Below are 20224 nucleotides of genomic sequence, written 5' to 3' on the forward strand. Positions count from 1 at the left end.
CGGCCTTTGCCGCGCAAGGACAGGTTGCGCCCGCCGCAACGGCTGTGCAAGGGAAAACGCACGTGTGGAACGTGGGAACGCCGCGGCAAAATGCCTGCACGGCTGGTCCGGCAGAGGACAACGTGGAACGGAGCACCGGAGATTTGCGTTCCGTCAGAAGCGCAACCGAAACCTGTGGCAGGAAAATCTCCGAGGCGTATAGTTGGCGTTGTTGAAGGCGCCGTCGTGAACCAACAAGTATTGCGGGAGACACACTATGGCACGTGAGCCAGTAGAAGCCGCCGATCTGCCTGAACTTTCGATATCTCCGGAAAAGGTCTGTTTCATCGTCGTCAAGGCACGGGAATTCGACGCCAAGGATGAGCAGACGATCCCGGATTCCGGCTCAAATCCGTCGGACGATCACATGTACTCGGTGCTCGAGGACAATCCCGACGACCCGGTCGTCGAGGAGATCACCTCGCTGATCGACGACATGAACGTCGACGAGCAGGTCGACCTCGTGGCGCTTGCCTGGCTCGGGCGCGGCGACGGCACGATCGCCGAATGGGCGGATATCCGTGCCGAGGCGGCCCGGGCGCACAACAACAAGACGGCCGAATACCTGCTCGGTTTGCCGCTGTTGGCCGACTATCTGGAAGAAGCGCTCTCGCAGTTCGACATGTCCTGCGCCGATTTCGAACTCGGCCGCCTCTGAGCGGGCCGGGCGACGCCTGAGCAGCAAAAGGCGGGCGCCGTCAGCGCCCGCCTGCTTTCGGCTTTCTTCAGTCGGGAGTCACGGCAGAGGCATACGGCCCCTTCTCGCCGTCATGTTCGGCAAACCGTACCTTGGTGCCTTCGCTGAGCGCGCCCCAATTTTCGGTCGTCATGCTCTCGCGCCGGAAGAAATATTCGCGCCCGTCCGCACCGAGGATGAAGCCGAAGCCCTCCTCGGGGACAAGGCGGGTGATGCTCCCCTTCAGGGCCGCCGGATGCGCCTTCACGCGGTACGAGCTCATCTTGCGCACGACATCCTCAAGCTGACGCTGCGCGGCATCGAAGCTGTCGCGGATCGCGACGAGAACGTCTTCATGGGCGTGGTTCTCCTCCGCCTCGCGCCCAACGACGATCTCCCGGCCGGGCACGTTGATGTTGACCCGGACGTGATAGATCTTGCCTTTCTGACTGTGTTTGTGCGGAGCCTCGATCACGACACTGCAGGACGTGATGTGATCGTGAAAGCGCGAAAGGCGCTCGATCCGTTCATGCACGGCAGCTTCGACCGCTTCCGAATGATCCATGCCTCGGAACGTGACGCGGGGTGTGACTTCCATAACTGTTCTCCAGATGCTCTTGCCGGGTACGATGGCGGCAGGACCGCGACAGGCTGAGGTCACCCCGGCAGATGACCGGCCCCGACGGACGGACCCCGTCACGGGCTGCGTCCGGCCTCCCATTCATCCTGTTCTTCTTCGGCGAGAAGCACATCCAGGATCTTTGCTGCCGCGCTCTCGGGCGGCAGATGCCTTTCGGGCGTCGTCTCGTCATCGCCCATCGACCATGCCATGGCCTCTTCGAGCGCTGCGATGTCACCGCCGCAGGCGAGTATCTCGGTAATTTTCCAATCGGGGAGGTGGCCGCAGATGCGGCGGACGTCGCTACTGGTGAGCTGTGATTGTGACACCATGTCGGCATTCCTTTCTCAACCACGTCGACTAGAATGGAAGCGCCGTTTGCGCATCAATGTATTGATCAAGGTCAAGTCGACCCCCGTCAATATCTGCGTGAATTCTAAAATTACCGCTTTGCAGGGCGGCAGTCCACACGGGAACCAGATCATGAGGCTTTTCCTCTGCGGTGACCTGATGACCGGGCGCGGGATCGACCAGATCATGTCGCGCCATTGCGACCCCGAGATCCACGAGCCCTATATGCGCTCGGCGCTCGGCTATGTCGGGCTCGCCGAGCAGCGATCGGGAACGATCCCGCGATCCGTCCCGCCCGACTATGTCTGGGGCGACGCGCTTGCAGATATCGACGTGCGAAAGCCCGACCTCCGCATCGTCAATCTCGAGACCAGCATCACTGACCGCGGCAGCCCGGAACCGAAGGGCATCAATTACCGCATGCATCCCGCCAACGTCGCCTGTCTCGCCGCGGCCCGCATCGACTGCTGCGTGCTCGCCAACAACCACATCGGCGACTGGGGAACGGTGGGAGTGACGGACACGCTGGACAGCCTGCAGAAGGCAAAGGTTGCGATCGCAGGCGCCGGCGTCGATGACGACGCCGCCAGACGGCCGGCCATCTTCGATCGTGGCCGCGACGGCAGACTGCTCGTCTTCGCCTATGCCCTGCCGTCGAGCGGCACACCTCTTGCTTGGGCGGCAGGAAGGCACCGCCCCGGCATCAATCTGCTGAACAGCCCCGACCGGGAAAGCGCCGGACAGGTCGCCCGGGACATCGCCGCCTGGCGAAAGCCGGGCGACACCGTTCTGCTCTCGCTGCACTGGGGTCCCAACTGGGGCTACGGCATAGCGGAAGCGCATCGCTCCTTCACCCACCAGGTCATCGAGGAGGCCGAAGTCGACATCCTCCATGGACACTCGTCGCACCATCCGATCGCTATCGAAGTCCACCGTGGACGACCGATCCTCTATGGCTGCGGCGATTTCATCAACGACTACGAAGGCATCGGCGGTAACGAGGAATACCGCCCGGACCTCATGCTCGGCTATGTGCTGGACTACGACACGGCGCACGGGCTGCGCGCACTGGAAGCCCTGCCCTATCGCCTGCGGAAATTTCGGCTCGAACGTCCGCCAGCCACAGACGTCGAGTGGCTGGCAGCGCGACTCGATCGGGAATGCGGACGTTTCGGGCACCGCGTCGAAACAACCGGCCGGGGCTCGCTTGCGCTCCTTCGATGACCGGGCGCCTCAGCGCTGCCAGAGGATCTCGCTGGCCTCGAGAGGTACGGCGAGGTCCGGATGGAAGGGGATGATCCGCGCCGTAAAGTCGGAAACCGGCCGGTCCGCGGGGGCACGGACCGAATATAGGTTCCATCCGCCCGAGGTCGCGCTCGGCAGCGCGCGCTCCATCACCGCCTTGAAGGTGGGCGACGCTCCTACGGCGTCAGCATAGAGTTCGACCCGGACGGACTCGACTGGAAGGTCGCCGAGATAGATCTCAACGGAGAAGACATGCTCGCCATCGGCTGTCGTCGAGCGGATCTCGCCGAAATGGACGTGCGGCCAGGATCGGCTGATTTGCGCCTTCCATTGGCAAAGCGCGTGCGCAACCTCGCCGCCTTTCGCCGTCCGTTCCGCATGGGCCCGCACGCCGGGCAGGTAGAAGTCCTCGGTATATTCCCGCACGGCCCGGTTGGCCGAAAAGCGTGGCGTGAGCCTCGCCATGCTTTCGCGGATACGCTCGACCCAGCGCAGCGGAACGCCGGAGGCGTCGCGCCCGTAGAATTCCGGAACGATGTCGCGTTCGAGGTGATCGTAGAGTTCCGCCGCCTCCCGCCGGTCGAGGTCGATGATGTCGTCATGTTCGTGACCGTCGCCGATCGCCCAGCCGACATCGGGGGCGAAGGCCTCGGCCCACCAGCCGTCGATCTCCGAAAGATTGAGGCCGCCGTTGACGAGAACCTTCATTCCGCTCGTACCGCTCGCTTCCCAGGGACGACGGGGCGTGTTGATCCAGACATCCACCCCCTGGACCAGTTGCTGGGCGAGCTGCATGTTGTAGTCACGCAGGAAGACGACCCTGGAACGGACATCCTCCCGTTTGGTGAAATCGGTCCACAGCTTGATCAGTGCCTGGCTGGCGATGTCCCGTGGATGCGCCTTGCCGGCGACGATGAGCTGGACAGGGCGTTGCCTGTCGGTGAGAAGGCGGACAAGGCGTTCGGGATCAAAGAGCAGCAGGTCCGGGCGCTTGTAGGTCGCAAACCGCCGCGCGAAGCCGAGGGTGAGTGCGTCCGAGTCGAAGATCGCGCGCACCGCATCGATCTCGCTCTCCGGCGCACCGTCCTCGGCAAGTTGCCGGGCACAGCGGTTGCGGACCTGTTCGACGAGCTGCCTGCGGCCGTCCGTCCTCATCTGCCAGATTCGTGCCGGCGGAACATCCCGTATGACCGCCTCGTGGCCGGTGAGATCACCCCGCCAGCGATCCTTGCCGACGACTTCGGTCCAGAACGTATCGGCCGCCGCCGAGTCCCAGGTCGGGACATGGACACCGTTCGTCACATGGCCGACCGGAACTTCGGTCAGCGGCCAACGGGGAAACAGGGGCCTGAAGACCGACTTGCTCACCTGTTCGTGGGGGGCACTGACCCCGGTCACGGCACCGCTCGCGCGGACTGCAAGGTAGGCCATGTTGAACGGTTCGGAGACATCCCGGGGATCGCTTCGGCCAAGCGCGAGAAACTCCTCCGTCGAAATTCCGAGTTCCTTTTCGGCATAGCGACGGAAGAACCGAGCAATCATATCGGGAGGAAACCGGTCGACACCTTCGGTGACGGCCGTATGGGTGGTGAAGAGGTTGCCGGCGCGCGTGGCAAGCAGCGCCTCGGCGAAGGGAACACCATGGTCCTGCATGAAGAAGCGAGCCCTCTCCAGGGTCGCAAAGGCGACGTGCCCCTCGTTGAGATGACAAATCTCGGGGTTGAGACCGATCGCCCTCAAGAGCCGCCACCCGCCGATGCCGAGGACCATTTCCTGCTTCAGGCGCGTTTCCGGTCCGTCGCCGTAGAGCTCGCTGGTAATGCATCGGTAGGCCGGCGGGTTGGCTGGATCGTTGAGGTCTAGCAGGAAAAGTTTGGTTCGCCCGACCTGCACCTCCCAGGTTCGCACCCAGAGCCTGTAGCCGGGCAGTTCCAGCTCCAGCCGCAGCCACTCGCCGCTCGGCTCGCGCAGCGGCCTGAGCGGCAGCTGGTCCGGCTCGTTAACCGGATAGAGCGCCTCCTGCCGGCCGTCCGGCGTGATCGACTGGCGGAAGTATCCTCGGGCGTAGAGAAGTCCCACCCCGACCACCGGCACGCCGAGATCGCTCGCCGCCTTCAACTGGTCCCCGGCAACGTTTCCAAGCCCACCGGAATAGAGCGGCAGCGCTTCGTCGAGCATGAACTCGGCACTGAAATAGGCGACAGTGCGCAGGCCACTGTCCGGATGGGCTTCCTGGAACCACCCCGGCGCCAGCCGCAGCCGGCGCGATTCCGCAAGCTGAGTGTCGAGATTGGCCGAGAACTCCGGATCGGCCAGGAGTGCGCGGATCCGGTCGCGCGAGACCGTGCGCAGGATCGTCCATGGATTGCGGGTAAGCGCCCACATCTCGGCGTCGAGCGCCCGCCAGATCGTGTCGGTCGCGTGGCTCCACGACCACCTGACATCGAGAGCGAGCTCGCGCAGGGCATCGAATGCTTCCTTGAATTCCGTCTGGTTGTGCACCCTTCCCTCCACTTCCCCCGTGAAGGCGACATGTCGATCGCCGCGTCGGCAAGGTCGATCGCCCGCGGGATTGTAGCAGCATTCTCGAATTCGGCTATCCCGTTGGAGTTTAAGGTAATCGCAGAGCATTCAAGCTTGGTCGGAGCTTGCCGATTGACAATGCCCGGCAAGCAGCCTTAGCATTCGCCCATTCACCAGGGGGGTCCCGCCAAGGGGCTGAGATACTGCTGGGCGATCCCGGACAAGGGCAAGCAGCGCAGTGACCCGTTGAACCTGATCCAGTTCATACTGGCGTAGGGACGGTGCGAGCGCTGGCGTTGCGGGAATCCCGGCCCGGGATCTGTGCCGAGCGTTTTTCCATCATTCCAACACTGGAACTGGGTCTCCAAACGTCAAACCTTGGAGCCTCAACCATGAATATTGCCGCAACCAGACCGATACCGCAGGTGACGACCGGCCCCCTGCCCGCATCCCGCAAGATCCACATCGAGGGAGAGCGCCACGGCGACATCCGCGTGCCGATGCGTGAGGTCGCCCTGCATCCGACCTCGGGCGAGCCGCCTGTCGTCCTCTACGATTCCTCCGGTCCCTACACCGATCCTACCGCCGGCATCGACATCAAGTCCGGCCTGCCGCGGCTGCGCGAGCGCTGGATCGCCGCTCGCGGTGACGCCGACATCTATGCGGGCAGACACGTGTTGCCGGAAGATAACGGCTTTGCCTCCGGCGAGCGGCTGGTGCCGGAATTTCCGGTCCGCAACACGCCCCGGAGAGCGAACAACGGCAAGGCGGTGACGCAGCTCGCCTATGCGCGCGCCGGCATCATCACGCCGGAAATGGAATTCGTCGCCATCCGCGAGAACCTCGGTCGCAAGGCGGCGAAAGAGGCTATGACCCGTGATGGTGAGAGCTTCGGCGCCCACATTCCCGACCACGTGACGCCGGAATTCGTCCGCCAGGAAATCGCCGCCGGCCGGGCGATCATCCCCGCCAACATCAACCACCCGGAAAGCGAGCCGATGATCATCGGCCGGAACTTCCTCGTGAAGATCAACGCCAATATCGGCAACTCCGCCGTCACCTCCTCGATGGAGGAGGAGGTCGAGAAGATGGTCTGGGCGATCCGCTGGGGCGCCGACACTGTCATGGACCTCTCGACCGGCCGCAACATCCACAACATCCGCGAATGGATCATCCGCAATTCGCCGGTTCCGATCGGAACCGTGCCGCTCTACCAGGCGCTCGAAAAGGTCGGCGGCATCGCCGAGGACCTGACCTGGGAGCTCTACCGCGACACGCTGATCGAGCAGGCCGAACAGGGGGTCGACTATTTCACCATCCATGCCGGCGTCCGCCTCCACTACATCCCGCTCACCGTCAGCCGCGTCACCGGCATCGTCTCGCGCGGCGGCTCGATCATGGCAAAGTGGTGCCTGCATCACCACAGGGAGAGCTTCCTCTACGAGCATTTCGAGGAAATCTGCGACATCGCCCGCGCCTATGACGTCTCCTTCTCGCTCGGCGACGGCCTGCGCCCCGGATCGATCGCCGACGCCAACGACGCCGCCCAGTTCGCCGAACTGGAAACGCTGGGAGAACTCACTGAGATCGCCTGGGCGAAGGATTGCCAGGTGATGATTGAAGGCCCCGGCCATGTTCCCATGCACAAGATCAAGGAGAACATGGACAAGCAGCTGAAAACCTGCGGCGAGGCGCCGTTCTACACCCTCGGCCCGCTGACCACCGACATCGCGCCGGGCTACGACCACATCACGTCGGGCATCGGTGCGGCGATGATCGGCTGGTTCGGCACCGCCATGCTCTGCTACGTCACGCCCAAGGAGCATCTGGGGCTTCCCGACCGCAACGACGTGAAGGTGGGCGTCATCACCTACAAGATCGCCGCCCACGCCGCCGACCTCGCCAAGGGCCACCCCGCCGCGCAGGTCCGCGACGATGCGCTTTCCCGCGCCCGCTTCGAGTTCCGCTGGGAGGACCAGTTCAACCTCTCCCTCGATCCCGATACCGCACGCTCCATGCATGACGAGACCCTGCCGAAGGAAGCCCACAAGGTCGCCCATTTCTGTTCGATGTGTGGCCCGAAGTTTTGCTCCATGCGCATCTCCCATGATCTGAGGGCAGAGGCGCAGAAGGAGGGGCTGGAAGCGATGGCGGCGAAATACCGCCAGGGTGGCGATCTCTACATGCCGGTCGCGGACGCGACCGAAACACAGCCGGGAGAGTGAGATGACGGTTCTGATCAAGGGGGCCGGCGTCGCCGGCCTCGCCGCTGCCTTCGAGCTTTCCCGCCGCGGCATCACCGTCGAGGTGATGGATGCCGCCGAGACGGTCGGCACGGGTGCCTCCACCTATGCCGGCGGCATGCTCGCCCCCTACTGCGAACGCGAGGCGGCCGAGGAAGCTGTCCTGACCCTCGGCCTACCCTCCCCCGACTGGTGGGCGGAGGCCGTCCCCGGCGAAGTCTCCCGCAAGGGGACGCTGGTCATCGCCGCCGGCCGCGACAGCGTCGAGCTCGACCGCTTCGCCTCCCGCACGCGGGGATACGAATGGGTCGGCGGAAACACGATCGGTGAGCTCGAACCGGATCTCGCCGGCCGCTTCGATCGTGCGCTGTTCTTCCCCGAAGAAGCCCATCTCGACCCACGCAAGGCGATGGCCGGGCTCTATGAGACACTGGTCGAAAAGGGCGTGCGCTTCCACCTCGGCAGCACCGAACCGCCAGCAGACACGGCCTTCTCGGCGGTCGTCGAATGCACCGGCGCGGCGGCAATCGGCTCCACGCCCGGCCTTCGCGGCGTGCGCGGCGAGATGCTTTTCCTCGAAACCGCCGAGATCTCCCTCTCGCGACCCGTCCGCCTGCTCCATCCCCGCCACCCGCTCTACATCGTGCCGCGCGAGGACCATCGCTTCATGGTCGGGGCGACGATGATCGAGACGGACGACGACGGTCCGATCACCGCGCGCTCGGTGATGGAGTTCCTCAACGCCGCCTACGCCGTGCACCCGGCCTTCGGCGAGGCGCGTCTCGTGGAGACCGGTGTCGGCGTCCGCCCCGCCTTCGCCGACAACCTGCCGCGCGTGCTTGAGCAAGAGGACGGCTTTTCGATCGCCGGCATGCACCGCCACGGTTTCCTGCTCGCCCCCGCGATGGCGCAGCAACTGGCGGACCGGATTTGTGCCGGCGGACATGAACAGCTCTACGCACAGGGAGCCCTGCAATGACCTATATCGTGAACGGCGAAACCGTCGAAAGCGGTGCCGCAACGCTCGCCGACCTCCTCACTGTCCTCGAATACGAAGGCGAATGGCTGGCGACCGCCGTCAACGGCGAGCTCATCCACCGTGAGGATCGTCCCGCCTGTCGGCTCTCCGACGGCGACCGGATCGAGGTCCTCTCGCCGATGCAGGGAGGCTAAGATGCTGGAACTCTACGGAACGCAGATCTCCTCCCGCCTCCTCCTTGGCACGGCACGCTATCCTTCTCCCGCCGTCCTCGCGGAAGCCGCACGCCGCTCCGCCACGGAGATCGTCACGGTTTCGCTCAGGCGGGAGACCGCCGGCGGCAAGACGGGCGGTGCCTTCTTCGAACTCATCCGCGGCCTCGGCGTCCGGGTGCTGCCCAACACCGCCGGCTGCCACAGCGTCTCGGAAGCCGTGCTGACGGCAAAGATGGCGCGCGATCTCTTCGGCACCAACTGGATCAAGCTCGAACTGATCGGCCACCACGACACCCTGCAGCCGGACCTCTTCCAGCTGGTCGAGGCGGCCCGCATCCTCACCGCCGACGGCTTCAAGGTCTTCCCCTATACGACGGACGACCTGGTGGCGGGCGAAAGACTGCTGGCCGCCGGCTGCAAGGTCCTGATGCCGTGGTGCGCACCGATCGGCACCGCCGCCGGTCCGCAGAACGTCTCGGGACTCCGTGCGATGCGGGCGGAATTCCCGGACATCCCGCTGATCGTCGATGCCGGCATCGGCCGCCCGTCCCACGCGGCAGCAGTCATGGAACTCGGCTTCGACGCCGTCCTCCTCAACACGGCCGTTGCCGGCGCCGGCGATCCCCCGGCGATGGCCGAAGCCTTCGCAGAAGCCATCATCGCCGGCCGCAAGGCCCATCGCGCCGGGCTTCTGGCACCGCGCGACATGGCCGTTCCTTCCACGCCCGTCATCGGCAAGGGAGTTTTCGCATGAGGCTCGATCCGTTCTACCTGATCGTCGACAGCACCGCATGGATCGGGCGCCTCGTGCCCCTCGGCGTCAAGCTCGTGCAGCTGCGCATCAAGGACATGCCGGAAGCGGCTCTCCGCGACGAGATCCGCCGTGCCCGCACCGTCTGCGCGGGGGCGGGCTGCCAGCTGATCGTCAACGACTACTGGCGGATCGCCATCGACGAGGGTTGCGATTTCGTGCACCTCGGACAGGAAGACCTCGCCGACGCCGATGTGGCGGCGATCCACGCCGCCGGCATGAAGCTCGGCATCAGCACCCATGACGAGGCGGAGCTCGAAACGGCCCTTGCGGCGCAGCCGGACTATGTGGCGCTCGGACCGGTCTACCCGACCATCCTGAAGCAGATGAAATGGGCGCCGCAGGGCCTCGACAGGCTTTCGGCGTGGCGGAAAAGGATCGGCACGCTGCCACTGGTGGCAATCGGCGGCCTCACCGTCGAGCGGCTCGAAGGCGTTTTCGCCCACGGCGCCGACAGCGCCGCCGTCGTCACGGACATTACCCGCAACCCGGACCCCGAGGCCCGGACGCGAGCGTGGATCGCGGCGACGGAGCGCCGGCGCCAACCGCTCTGACGCTCACGTCCAGCCCCGCCGGCAAACGACACCGGCGGGGTGGACCATGCGTGCAGTCCGGTTGCCGGGCGTGACACCAGCCTAACGGCGCGGACGGCCGTAAAGCTCCCGCAGTTCGTTCTTTGCAGCCTCCAGCACCACCTTCCGCGCCTCGGGCAGGTTGCGGCCCGCGCGGTTGATATAGAATGTCAGCATCGACATCGCCGATCGGAATGCACTGCTCTTGCGTCGGGAGGACGCCTCGGCGGAAGCCTTGAGTGATCTCGCCACCGCCTTCGGATCAACCTTCAGGAATACGTCCTCTTCCAGATCGAGCGCATTGCTGCGCTCCGTGACCTCCTGGGACCACCGCTTGCGCTTCCGCTCGTCGCCGGCCATCGCCTGCCCTCCGCGGCTCGTCGTCTCAACTCCAGCTAAAGTCTACCACGGATCGCATGCACGGTCGGCCCAGCGGACCAGGCGCTGAAAATGCAAAGAGCCGCCGGGGTGACCGGCGGCTCGAAGGGGCGAAAGGCGATGGTCGCAACCGGCTACGCGGCGTAGGCTCCCCGTTCACTGGCACGCGCGTTGCCTTCCGGCAGCCGGAACTGGCTGACGAGATGCATGAGGGCGTCCGCCTCGTCGGCAAGCTGGCGTGTCGCAGCATTGGTCTCCTCGACCATGGCGGCATTGCGCTGGGTCATCTGGTCCATGGCGTTGACGGAAGAGTTGACCTCCGACAGCGCGTTCGACTGGTCGCGGCTCGCCATCGCGATCATCGCGACGCGTTCGGAGACGGTGATGATGTTCGCCGAGATTTCGGCGAGCACCGCACCCGTCTGCTGCACCAGCTTGGCGCCGGAGGAAACCTCGGTGCTCGACTTGTGGATCAGGTCCTTGATCTGCTGGGCCGCACCCGCCGAACGCTGGGCGAGCTCGCGCACTTCCTGTGCGACCACGGCAAAGCCCTTGCCGGCCTCGCCGGCCCGCGCCGCCTCGATACCGGCGTTGAGCGCCAGAAGGTTGGTCTGGAAGGCGATCTCATCGATGACGTCGATGATCTGCACGATCTGGCCCGAGGCGTCCTCGATCCGGCCCATCGCCGCGATCGCGTTGCCGACCACGACCGAGGAGGTGTCGGCGCGGCTCTTGGTGTCGGCGACGATCACGTTCGCTTCCTCGGCCTGCTCGGCGGAGGACTTGACGGTGACGGTAATCTCCTCGACGGCGGCGGCGGTCTCTTCGAGCGAGGCCGCCTGCTGTTCGGTTCGCTTGGCGAGATTGTCGGCCGCAGAGCTCATCTCCGCGGCGTTGCGCTGGATCATGTAGGTGTTCGAGCGCACCTGCGTCATCGTCTCCTGCAGGCGCTGCAGCGACTGGTTGAAGTCGTTGCGAAGCTGTTCCAGGCGACCGTGGAACGGCGTGTCGATGGTCTCGGAGATGTCGCCCTGTGCAAGACGGCCGAGACCTGCGGCGAGCGCCGTGACGGCGAACTCGATCTGGCGGTCGATCTGCTGCTTCTCGAGGTCGTTGCGGCGGCGCTCTTCCTCCGCCTCGGCCCGTTCGGCCTCGCTGCGGTGCTCGATCTCCATCTTCGAGAGCGCGTTCTGCTTGAAGACGCCGAGCGCACGCGCCATCTCGCCGATCTCGTCGACACGGCTTTCGCCGGTGATCTTGGTGTCGAGTACGCCGTCGGCCAACCGGCGCATCGCCGCGGTGATCTGGCCGATCGGGCCCTTGAAGGTGAGGACGAGGCCGATACCCGCGAAGACCGAGATGACGATGCCGAGAACAGTCGCACTGATCGAGATCGAATTGGCTTCGCGGCGGTCATTGCCCGCACTCTGCTTCTGCACCTCGGCGAACGAGGTAAGGTGCGTCCAGATGACCCCCAGATCGGCTGCAGCTTCATCGAAGCGAGTCTTGCGTTCCTGACTGACCTTGACCAGCTCGACACTGGCTCCGACCATAGTTTCCACCGCCGGAGTCAGCTCCTTCTTAACCTGCATCAGGATCGGCTGGTCCGCAGCTGTCTTGTCGAGAGCTCCAAGGAATTTCTTGATCGTATTGAATTGCTGCTCCAGCAGCATCCGGTTCTGCTCGCTCGGATCGAGCAGGAAGCGCGCCATCATGATCTGCAGGGCATAGCCCGCCGCCATCACCTGGCGTCCGTCAGCGATCACGGCCTGGGCCTTGGCAAGCGGCACGTCGAGCTCGCCAAACTTGATCGTGGCCTCCTTCATCTTCTGCTGCGCTGCGAGGCCGAGATAGGCGTTGAGCTGCGTGAAGCTGCGAAGCTTGCCGGCAAGGTCGGTGATTACAGCTTCCGACCGGTCATTTGCGTCGATCGCGGCCTTAAGCTCCCCGGCGATCTTTTCGAGCGTCCTGACAGCCGACCTGTTGGCTTCCGGCAGAACGGTGGCAAGAGTCTGCTGATGGGCGACGATCTGGCCGAGCCGTTCGGCGACAACAGCGAACTTCTCGTCGGGTGTCTTGGCCTTGGTGAAGGCGGAACTGGTTTCAGAGAGGAAGGAGCCGGCACTGCGGATGCTTTCGGCGTCACGCAAGATGGATTTCGCGGCAGCGTCATCCGCCTGAACGGCACGTTCCATGGTCGTCATGGCGGCGGTGACGCGACCCTGAGACAAAACTACGTCTTTTGTCCCCTGCTGCAGCGTGCCCACGAGCGTCGACTCTGTTTCATGCAGGCGCCACAAGTCGTCGATGTGGACGAAGACCTTGTCGATCAGTCTACCCGCTTCCTCAAGATCCGCACGCCCGTCGGCATCCGGCGAGAGCTGGGAGAGCGTGGTCTCGAGGTTCCGCTTCTGCTGTTCCAGCCGGCCGGTGACATCGCCTCGCGCCTCCTCGGTCGTGTGCGCGAGGAATTCGTTCATCGCGGCCGATACGTCGCGGAAACCGCTCAAGGACTGCAGTACGCTATTCGATATCTCAATGCGCCCCTGCAACAGGCCCGAGGCCCAGAGCCCCGTGAAGCCGACGGCGGAAATGCTGATGACGAAGGGCAGGATGAAGATCAGTACCTTCGTCTGGATATTGAAACGCGACAGAACTCGATCAATGAACACTTGCAATCCTCCTCCGGCGTCTCCGTCCGGCAAATATCGTCACATGCGGCACCGGCAATGCTGCACGGATAACTGGTGGAGACTAGGCGAAAGATCACTAACGGCCGATTAAGACGGCGGCACTTCTTCCCGCTTCGGCACATGCATTTGCGAGCCCGCGAATGCGGGAGCCGCCTTCAATTCTCGGGATGCGCCTTGCCGGCCCGCTTCAGCCAGCCCGACAGTTCAGCTTCCGCCCTTTCGAGCGCGGCGTGGTTGAGGAGCTTGCGCAGGAAGGCGACCGTCACCGCCCGGGCCCGGAGGTTGAACCAGGCCTCGCCGTGCGTGTCGACGGCGGGCTGGTAGACGCCGAGCTTCTCGTACAGGCTCTGCAGGCGGTTCTGCACGCTCCTGAGCGAGAGATGGCGCCTTGAGGCGATCGCCCTGTCGGTGAGCCCGAGTGCGATATCGACGAGGATTTCATATTCGGAATCGGTGAAGCCACGGGCCGTGCCGAGACTGCGCTGCTGCAAGCCACGGATCTCGCGATCGATCATGCACTGGCTCTCGACGAAAATCGCCCGCAGCGCGAGACGCAGCCGCTCGTCGGAGGCCGATTTCAGGATATAGCCGTAAGCCGCTCCGTCGGGCACGATGCGGGCGATTCCCCGCACGTTCGCCTCGTCGGCATAGTTCGACCAGAAAAGGATGCTGGTGTCCGGGCGCTCGTGCCAGATCGTCCGTGCCGCCTCGATGCCGTTTTTCGGGCTCATCTGCAGGTCCATGACGATCCGGTCGAACCGGTGTTCGCGTGCGAGCTTCTCGGCGGCGACGCCGTCTTCAGCCTCCATGATGAGGTCGCATTCGGGCAGCGCGGCGCGAACCGTCTCGTTCAGATAGCTGCGGTGCAGGGGGTCATCCTCGACAATCAGTACCTTCATGTCGTCTCCCCTTCGCCGGGCGCGGCGAGCCTCACACGCACATAGGAGCCGTTGGCGTCACTCCCGCAGGAGAACTGCGCGGCGATCAGGCGCGCCCGCGTGCGCATGTTCTCGATACCACTGCCGCGGGCGCCCGATTTCTGCTTCATGCCGACGCCGTTGTCGCGAATCTCGAGGACGAGATGGTGTGCATCCTTGGTGAGATGCACGTCCAGCCGGTCACCGTCGGAGTGCCGGATGGCGTTGTTAATCGCCTCCTGCGCGATACGGAAGATCGCCAGCGTCACTGTCTGTGGCAACCGGTTGCAGGCGCCGTCCGTGTCATCGACGAGGTGCCAGTCGAACGTCATGCCGCTATCGCGAACCGATCGCTCGATCTGGGTCTCGATCGCCTCGACGAGCCCGAAGAGCTGCAGCACCGAGGGGCGTGCCTGTTCGATGATCTGGCGCAGATCGTGCATGGATTCTTGCAGGCTGAGCGCCAGCGGCTCCAGCATCTCGCCGGGTACGCTCGACATCAGGCTCAACCGTTCGAGACGGCGCGACAGCCGTGTCATGTCGGCGAGCGTCTGGTCGTGCAGTTCCATGCCGATGCGCTGCCGTTCGGCGTCGAGCGCTTCCGTCAGCCGGCGCGCGCCCTGCCGCAAGGCTTCTTCGCGAACCCGCGTTTCCGCTTCCACGATCGCCGAGCGTTTCGCCTCCTCGACCGCCCGCAAGGCGTAGAAATACGGGGCGATGAGGTCGGCGATGGAGCACGCCCGCTCGAGATGGCGGGCCGTGTAGTAATCCGGCGTGAGGCTCGAGAACGAGAGTGCCCCGATGGTCTCGCCGTGCACCTTCAGCGCGGCGTGCAGCCGGCTCCGCAGGTTGTTTTCGAGGATCGGCGTCGAGAACGCTCCCTCGAAATGAAAGACGGGATCGGTGCTGGCATCCGCGGTAATCAGCCGGTCTACCTCGCCGCCGAGCAGGCTTCTGAGCGGGCTCTGCTGGATGCTGGCGGGAGGCCGCTTGCTCCAGTCGGTCGCAAGCCCACTTTCGTAGGCCGTGTGGAACGTACTGCCGGGCGTGATGATGCAGACATCCATGTGGTCGTGTGGAATAATCGACTTGATTTCCTTGGCGACTGCATCTATCGCCGACTGGAAGTCGAGCTGACCGGCCAGAAGCCGGGCAATGCGCATGTACTGCGCGAAAAGTTCTGCCGATAGCTCGTCCGGCATCATTTCCTCCCGCCGGCATCTCGTCGGACGCCGGCCTGCCGCCAAGGCATTTAGCATAGCGCAATTGCCGGCGGCGATGTCTTGCGGCTTCCCGCAAACGATCTGCGGGTTCCCGCAACAGCTTTGCTTCTAACCGTCTATACAGCTTTCGGCATTTCCTGCATCCTCATTTTTGCCGAGGCCGTTCCTCGGCGTGAGATAAGCCCACGAGATAGCCGTAGAGGAGCGGTCTCGGGGATAGCCGCCAAAGGGCGTTTAGGGAGAGAGAAAGATGAATTTCAGGTCGATGCTGATGGCGTCCGTCGCCGTCCTTTGTGCTGCCGTGCCGATGACTGCGCAGGCAGACACGTCGTCGAAAAAGATCGCCTTGTCGAACAACTATGCAGGCAACTCCTGGCGCCAGGCGATGCTGACGAGCTGGGACAAGGTCACCAAGGAAGCGGTGAAGGCCGGCGTCGTGGCCGCTGCCGATCCGTTCACGACGGCTGAAAACCAGGCGACCGAGCAGGCCGCCCAGATCCAGAACATGATCCTGCAGGGTTACGACGCGATCGTTCTCAATGCCGCGTCCCCGACCGCTCTCAACGGTGCCGTCAAGGAAGCCTGTGATGCCGGCATCACCGTCGTTTCCTTCGACGGCATCGTCACCGAACCCTGCGCATGGCGCATCGCCGTAGACTTCAAGGAAATGGGTCGCAGCCAGGTCGAGTACCTGTCGAAGAAGCTCCCCCAGGGCGGCAACCTGCTCGAAATCCGTGGCCTCGCCGGCGTCTTCGTCGACGACGAAATCTCCGCCGGTATCCATGCAGGCGTCGAGCAGTATCCGCAGTTCAAGATCGTCGGCTCCGTCCACGGCGACTGGGCTCAGGACGTTGCGCAGCGCGCCGTCGCCGGCGTCCTGCCGAGCCTGCCGGAAATCGCCGCCGTCGTGACCCAGGGTGGTGACGGCTACGGTGCCGCCCAGGCCTTCGAAGCTGCCAAGCGTCCGACGCCCGTGATCGTCATGGGCAACCGCGAGGACGAGCTGCAGTGGTGGAAGAAGCAGAAGGATGCGAACGGCTACGAAACCATGTCCGTCTCCATCGCTCCCGGCGTCTCCACGCTCGCCTTCTGGGTTGCACAGCAGATCCTCGACGGCAAGGAAGTGAAGAAGGACCTCGTCGTGCCGTTCCTGCGCATCGACCAGGACACCCTTGAGAAGAACCTCGAGACGACCCAGAAGGGCGGCGTTGCCAACGTCGAGTACTCGCTCGAGGACGCACAGGCCGTGATCGCAGCCGCCAAGTAAGGCTGACATTACGACCTGAGCCCGTGCGCTCCCGACGTCAGCCCCTCGATGTCGTATGGAGCGCCGGGCTCTCTTCTATCTTTTTCAAGGACGGTGCGCGCAGACATGCCCGGAACCAATACGGTTGTTTCAGTTCAAGGCGTCAGGGTCGAGTTCGGCGCCGTGAAAGCGCTGAACGGCGTCGATCTCGAGGTCGGAGCCGGAGAAGCGATCGGCCTGGTCGGCCATAACGGCGCCGGCAAGTCGACCATCGTCAACGTCATCAACGGCGTCTTGTCGCCGCATCACGGCTCGATTTCCTACGCCGGAGAGGCCGCAAGCGGAATTTCCGCAGCACGCGCCGCCGGCGTGCGCTGCGTCTTCCAGGAACTGTCGCTCTGCCCCAACCTGACAGTTGCGGAAAATACGCGACTGATGCATGCCGGCCTTCAGGGCTTCGGCTGGCGCACGAAGGCCGGAGGGCTGGTTCGCAAGAAGCTCGACGAAATCTTTCCCGGCAACCGCATCGACGCCTCCGCCCAGGTGGGGGATCTCTCGATCGCCGAACGCCAGATGGTAGAGATCGCCATCAATTTCCTGACGGTCACCGAAAAGCCGAAGCTGGTGATCCTCGACGAGCCGACCTCCTCCCTCGACGCCGGACTGGCGGAGCAATTGCTCGCCTATGTCCGCCGCTTCGTCTCCGAGGGCGGATCGGTCCTCTTCATTTCGCATATTCTCGGCGAAATCCTCTCCACCGCCGACCGCATCGTGGTGATGAAGGACGGCAAGGTCGTGGCGTCGCGCCCGGCCGACGGTTTCTCGGTGCGCAGCCTCGTGGAAGCGATGGGCAGCGTCGTCAAGGAACGCAACAAGACCGAAGGCCGCGCCGCGAGCACCGCCCCCGTCGTTCTCGAACTGCCGGCACGCGGCGGCAGCGCCATTGCCTTCCGCGCCCGCAAGGGCGAGATCATCGGACTTGCCGGGCTCGCCGGCCACGGCCAGACGGAGACGCTGCTCGACCTCTTTGGCCGCAATTGCAGCAATTGGCTTCCCACGCGAAAGACCCCCGTCGCCTTCGTGGCCGGTGACCGTTCGCTCAACGGCACGTTCCCTCTCTGGAGCATCCTTCGCAACCTCACCATCGGTCACCTGAGGGCGCTGGCGCGGCTCGGCACGGTCGATGCCGGGCGCGAAGATGCCGTCGGGGCCGACTGGAAGGAACGCATCTCCATCAAGACCCCGGATCTCGCCAACCCGATCCTGTCACTCTCCGGCGGCAACCAGCAGAAGGTACTCTTTGCCCGTGCGCTGTCCGGCGATGCCGAAACCGTCCTGATGGACGATCCGATGCGCGGCGTCGATATCGGAACGAAACAGGAAGTCTACAGCATTCTCCGCAGCGAAGCCGCCGCTGGCCGGACATTCATTTGGTATTCCACCGAGATGGACGAAATCTGCCTTTGCGACCGCGTCTACGTTTTCCGCGACGGCGCCATCGTCGCCGAACTCACGGGCGACACAATAACCGAGGATCACGTGCTGGCTGCCTCCTTCTCGGGAGAAGCCGCATGAAGGGCCCCTCCGCGAACACCCTCCGCCTGCTGATTCCGGCGGTTTCCCTCCTCGTGCTGCTTGCCGCGGTCTTCTACCTGCAACCGCGGGCAATGAGCTATACCGGCCTCAATCTCCTCTTCAATCTCGCGGTGCCGATCGCGCTCGCGACGATCGCCCAGATGATCATCATCGCGGTCAACGACCTCGATCTTTCGATGGGCACCTTCGTCAGCTTCGCCGCCTGCATCACCGCCGCCTACATGCCGGACACGCCCCTTCTCGCCGTCGTGATGCTCGCCGGCGCCGTCGCGGTCTACGCCCTTCTCGGCTTCGTCATCACGCTGCGCGATCTTCCCTCGATCGTCGTCACGCTCGGCATGAGCTTCGTCTGGAGCGGACTTGCCGTCCTCATCCTGCCGGCCCCCGGCGGCCAGGCGCCGGTTTGGCTGCGGACCGTGATGACCGCGAAGCCGCCGCTTGTTCCGATGGCGATCGTCGCCAGCATCGTGATCGCGGCGGTCGCCCATTTCATTGTGGCACGTACCACCTTCGGCGTGCTGATCCGCGGCATCGGCGGCAACAGCCGTTCGGTGGCCCGCGCCGGCTGGTCGGTGCTCAGAATGAAGGCCGCAGCCTATGCGCTGGCCGGCGTCTTCGCAGTCCTCTCCGGCATGGCGCTGGTCGGTCTCACCACCTCCGCCGATGCCAACATCGCGCTGCGCTACACGCTGCTTTCGATCGCCGGCGTCATCCTCGGCGGTGGCGAATTCGTCGGCGGGCGCGTCTCAGCCGTCGGCGCGGTCGTCGGGGCGCTGACCCTTACCCTCGCCGGCTCCTTCCTGTCGTTCCTGCGCATTTCGCCCGATTGGCAGATCGGCGCCCAGGGCGCGATCCTGATCGTCGTGCTGGCCTTGCGTCTTCTCTTCAACCGCAGCCAACAGAAGGGCAAGGCACAATGAACCGCGCCTCGATGCTCCTGTCGAAACCCTGGATCTGGTCCTTCGCCGCGGCGATGGCCACCTGGATCGTCACCCTGCTGTTCACCGGCGGCGCGAGCTTCGTCGGCCTGTCCCAGGCGACACTGACCTTTGCGGCCTTCTCCGTCATCGTCGGGCTCGGCCAGATGCTGGTCATCACCCTCGGCCCCGGCAATGTCGATCTCTCCGTTCCCGCGACGATCACGCTCTCCGGCACCGTCGCGCTGAAGCTGATGGACGGCCAGGACGCGATGATCCTGCCCGGTCTCCTGATCGCGGTCGCGATCGGGCTTGCGATCGGCATCCTGAACTACGGGCTCATCAAGCTGCTGCGCATCCCCCCGATCATCGCAACGCTTTCGATGAGCTTCATCGTGCAGTCGGCGGCAATCTGGTACAATCGCGGCCTGCGCATCAAGCCGCCCGAAACGCTCGCATCCTTCTCGATCGCGACCACCTTCGGCATCCCGAATGTCGCGCTGGTCGCCCTCCTGCTGTCGGTCTCCGTCTGGTGGGCGCTCGAAAAGGCGGTCTACGGCCGCTGGATTTCCGCGATCGGCCAGAGCTCCTTCGCCGCCCGCATGGCCGGCATCCCGGTCGATGGCACCCGCTTCGCCACCTACGTGCTCTGCGCCGTACTGGCATCCGTCTGCGGCTACCTGCTCGCAAGCTTCTCCGGCGGTGCGGCACTCAATATGGGCGCCGAATATCTCCTGATGTCGATCGCCGTCGTCGTCATCGGCGGCTCGGCGGTGGCCGGCGGCAATTCGAACGTGCCGGGCATCTGGGGCGCCTCGCTCTTCATGTTCCTGGTCGTCTCGATGCTCAACACCTACGGCTTCGGGGCGGGCGTTCGCCTGATCCTGACCGGCCTCATCATCATTGCCGTGATCCTGGCCGCCAGCCGGCCGACCGGACGGGCGCGATGAACACCCATGACCTTTCAGAAACGAGGAATGC

Annotated in this window: 18 protein-coding genes and 1 riboswitch; of the genes, 11 read left to right on the forward strand and 7 right to left on the reverse strand. The window is 64.5% G+C overall.

Features of this window, described 5'->3' with window-relative positions; all coding sequences use genetic code 11:
* The first annotated feature begins 256 nt into the window (after positions 1-256).
* On the forward strand, positions 257-697 hold the full coding sequence (locus NHF53_RS18840) for a DUF3775 domain-containing protein (protein WP_252835575.1): 441 nt from the start codon (positions 257-259) through the stop codon (positions 695-697).
* 67 nt (positions 698-764) lie between these two features.
* Here NHF53_RS18840 and NHF53_RS18845 read toward each other — a convergent pair whose 3' ends face one another.
* Positions 765-1313, reverse strand: a complete 549-nt coding sequence (locus tag NHF53_RS18845; RefSeq protein WP_114365162.1) for an HPF/RaiA family ribosome-associated protein — start codon at positions 1311-1313, stop codon at positions 765-767.
* Between the two features lie 98 nt (positions 1314-1411).
* On the reverse strand, positions 1412-1666 hold the full coding sequence (locus NHF53_RS18850; protein WP_112691182.1) for a hypothetical protein: 255 nt from the start codon (positions 1664-1666) through the stop codon (positions 1412-1414).
* A gap of 151 nt (positions 1667-1817) precedes the next feature.
* On the opposite strand from NHF53_RS18850, the gene NHF53_RS18855 reads away from it, so the two are divergent.
* On the forward strand, positions 1818-2909 hold the full coding sequence (locus NHF53_RS18855; protein ID WP_252835576.1) for a CapA family protein: 1092 nt from the start codon (positions 1818-1820) through the stop codon (positions 2907-2909).
* A gap of 9 nt (positions 2910-2918) precedes the next feature.
* Here the strand turns inward: NHF53_RS18855 and glgP are convergent, their stop codons facing one another.
* The gene (glgP, locus tag NHF53_RS18860) at positions 2919-5432 is read right to left on the reverse strand and encodes an alpha-glucan family phosphorylase (RefSeq protein ID WP_252835577.1); all 2514 of its coding nucleotides are present in this window, start codon (positions 5430-5432) and stop codon (positions 2919-2921) included.
* 186 nt (positions 5433-5618) lie between these two features.
* A riboswitch (TPP riboswitch) is annotated at positions 5619-5750 on the forward strand.
* A 95-nt stretch (positions 5751-5845) separates the two neighbouring features.
* Here glgP and thiC point away from each other — a divergent pair.
* From thiC to NHF53_RS18885, 5 genes are read left to right on the forward strand one after another with little or no spacing between them, the layout of a single operon-like run.
* Positions 5846-7678 carry a phosphomethylpyrimidine synthase ThiC gene (gene thiC / locus NHF53_RS18865; RefSeq protein WP_252835578.1) on the forward strand — a complete coding sequence of 611 codons (1833 nt, stop codon included), beginning with the start codon at positions 5846-5848 and terminating at the stop codon, positions 7676-7678.
* A 1-nt stretch (position 7679) separates the two neighbouring features.
* Complete coding sequence (thiO, locus tag NHF53_RS18870) at positions 7680-8675, forward strand: glycine oxidase ThiO (protein WP_252835579.1); 996 nt, start codon at positions 7680-7682, stop codon at positions 8673-8675.
* Entirely contained in the window at positions 8672-8869 is a 198-nt protein-coding gene (thiS, locus tag NHF53_RS18875; protein ID WP_252835580.1) for a sulfur carrier protein ThiS, read from the forward strand. Before thiO ends, thiS begins: the two co-directional genes overlap by 4 nt.
* 1 nt (position 8870) lies before the next feature.
* Positions 8871-9644: a thiazole synthase gene (locus NHF53_RS18880; RefSeq protein ID WP_252835581.1), complete on the forward strand. Its 774-nt coding sequence runs from the start codon at positions 8871-8873 to the stop codon at positions 9642-9644.
* On the forward strand, positions 9641-10255 hold the full coding sequence (locus NHF53_RS18885) for a thiamine phosphate synthase (RefSeq protein ID WP_252835582.1): 615 nt from the start codon (positions 9641-9643) through the stop codon (positions 10253-10255). The genes NHF53_RS18880 and NHF53_RS18885 overlap by 4 nt, the downstream gene beginning before the upstream one ends.
* Positions 10256-10336: 81 nt before the next feature.
* On the opposite strand, the gene NHF53_RS18890 is transcribed toward NHF53_RS18885, so the two are convergent.
* The 4 genes from NHF53_RS18890 to NHF53_RS18905 form a co-directional block, all read right to left on the reverse strand.
* A complete protein-coding gene (locus NHF53_RS18890) occupies positions 10337-10633 on the reverse strand; it encodes a DUF3175 domain-containing protein (protein ID WP_252835583.1) in 297 nt (98 codons plus the stop codon).
* Between the two features lie 152 nt (positions 10634-10785).
* Entirely contained in the window at positions 10786-13323 is a 2538-nt protein-coding gene (locus NHF53_RS18895) for a methyl-accepting chemotaxis protein (protein ID WP_252835584.1), read from the reverse strand.
* Between the two features lie 176 nt (positions 13324-13499).
* On the reverse strand, positions 13500-14243 hold the full coding sequence (locus tag NHF53_RS18900) for a response regulator transcription factor (protein WP_112691193.1): 744 nt from the start codon (positions 14241-14243) through the stop codon (positions 13500-13502).
* Positions 14240-15463 carry a GAF domain-containing sensor histidine kinase gene (locus NHF53_RS18905; protein WP_252835585.1) on the reverse strand — a complete coding sequence of 408 codons (1224 nt, stop codon included), beginning with the start codon at positions 15461-15463 and terminating at the stop codon, positions 14240-14242. Before NHF53_RS18905 ends, NHF53_RS18900 begins: the two co-directional genes overlap by 4 nt.
* Before the next feature lie 271 nt (positions 15464-15734).
* Between NHF53_RS18905 and NHF53_RS18910 the strand changes: the two genes are divergently transcribed.
* The 4 genes from NHF53_RS18910 (at position 15735) to NHF53_RS18925 (ending at position 20193) form a co-directional block, all read left to right on the forward strand.
* Positions 15735-16751, forward strand: coding sequence for an ABC transporter substrate-binding protein (locus NHF53_RS18910; RefSeq protein ID WP_114365172.1), 1017 nt, complete (start codon positions 15735-15737; stop codon positions 16749-16751).
* A 105-nt stretch (positions 16752-16856) separates the two neighbouring features.
* Positions 16857-18305 carry a sugar ABC transporter ATP-binding protein gene (locus NHF53_RS18915; RefSeq protein ID WP_252835586.1) on the forward strand — a complete coding sequence of 483 codons (1449 nt, stop codon included), beginning with the start codon at positions 16857-16859 and terminating at the stop codon, positions 18303-18305.
* Complete coding sequence (locus NHF53_RS18920) at positions 18302-19246, forward strand: ABC transporter permease (RefSeq protein ID WP_252835587.1); 945 nt, start codon at positions 18302-18304, stop codon at positions 19244-19246. Before NHF53_RS18915 ends, NHF53_RS18920 begins: the two co-directional genes overlap by 4 nt.
* Entirely contained in the window at positions 19243-20193 is a 951-nt protein-coding gene (locus NHF53_RS18925) for an ABC transporter permease (RefSeq protein ID WP_252835588.1), read from the forward strand. The genes NHF53_RS18920 and NHF53_RS18925 overlap by 4 nt, the downstream gene beginning before the upstream one ends.
* Positions 20194-20224 lie beyond the last annotated feature (31 nt).

The organism is Ciceribacter sp. RN22 (assembly GCF_024054295.1).
GTDB classification, from domain to species: Bacteria; Pseudomonadota; Alphaproteobacteria; order Rhizobiales; family Rhizobiaceae; genus Allorhizobium; species Allorhizobium lividum.

Coding starts and splice junctions, on each gene's coding strand:
- NHF53_RS18910 (WP_114365172.1), top strand. CDS start 15,735: ATGAATTTCAGGTCGATGCTGATGGCGTCCGTCGCCGTCCTTTGTGCT.
- thiC (WP_252835578.1), top strand. CDS start 5,846: ATGAATATTGCCGCAACCAGACCGATACCGCAGGTGACGACCGGCCCC.
- NHF53_RS18850 (WP_112691182.1), bottom strand. CDS start 1,666: ATGGTGTCACAATCACAGCTCACCAGTAGCGACGTCCGCCGCATCTGC.
- NHF53_RS18900 (WP_112691193.1), bottom strand. CDS start 14,243: ATGAAGGTACTGATTGTCGAGGATGACCCCCTGCACCGCAGCTATCTG.
- NHF53_RS18905 (WP_252835585.1), bottom strand. CDS start 15,463: ATGCCGGACGAGCTATCGGCAGAACTTTTCGCGCAGTACATGCGCATT.
- NHF53_RS18915 (WP_252835586.1), top strand. CDS start 16,857: ATGCCCGGAACCAATACGGTTGTTTCAGTTCAAGGCGTCAGGGTCGAG.
- NHF53_RS18925 (WP_252835588.1), top strand. CDS start 19,243: ATGAACCGCGCCTCGATGCTCCTGTCGAAACCCTGGATCTGGTCCTTC.
- NHF53_RS18885 (WP_252835582.1), top strand. CDS start 9,641: ATGAGGCTCGATCCGTTCTACCTGATCGTCGACAGCACCGCATGGATC.
- NHF53_RS18890 (WP_252835583.1), bottom strand. CDS start 10,633: ATGGCCGGCGACGAGCGGAAGCGCAAGCGGTGGTCCCAGGAGGTCACG.
- NHF53_RS18920 (WP_252835587.1), top strand. CDS start 18,302: ATGAAGGGCCCCTCCGCGAACACCCTCCGCCTGCTGATTCCGGCGGTT.
- thiS (WP_252835580.1), top strand. CDS start 8,672: ATGACCTATATCGTGAACGGCGAAACCGTCGAAAGCGGTGCCGCAACG.
- thiO (WP_252835579.1), top strand. CDS start 7,680: ATGACGGTTCTGATCAAGGGGGCCGGCGTCGCCGGCCTCGCCGCTGCC.
- NHF53_RS18840 (WP_252835575.1), top strand. CDS start 257: ATGGCACGTGAGCCAGTAGAAGCCGCCGATCTGCCTGAACTTTCGATA.
- NHF53_RS18845 (WP_114365162.1), bottom strand. CDS start 1,313: ATGGAAGTCACACCCCGCGTCACGTTCCGAGGCATGGATCATTCGGAA.
- NHF53_RS18855 (WP_252835576.1), top strand. CDS start 1,818: ATGAGGCTTTTCCTCTGCGGTGACCTGATGACCGGGCGCGGGATCGAC.
- NHF53_RS18880 (WP_252835581.1), top strand. CDS start 8,871: ATGCTGGAACTCTACGGAACGCAGATCTCCTCCCGCCTCCTCCTTGGC.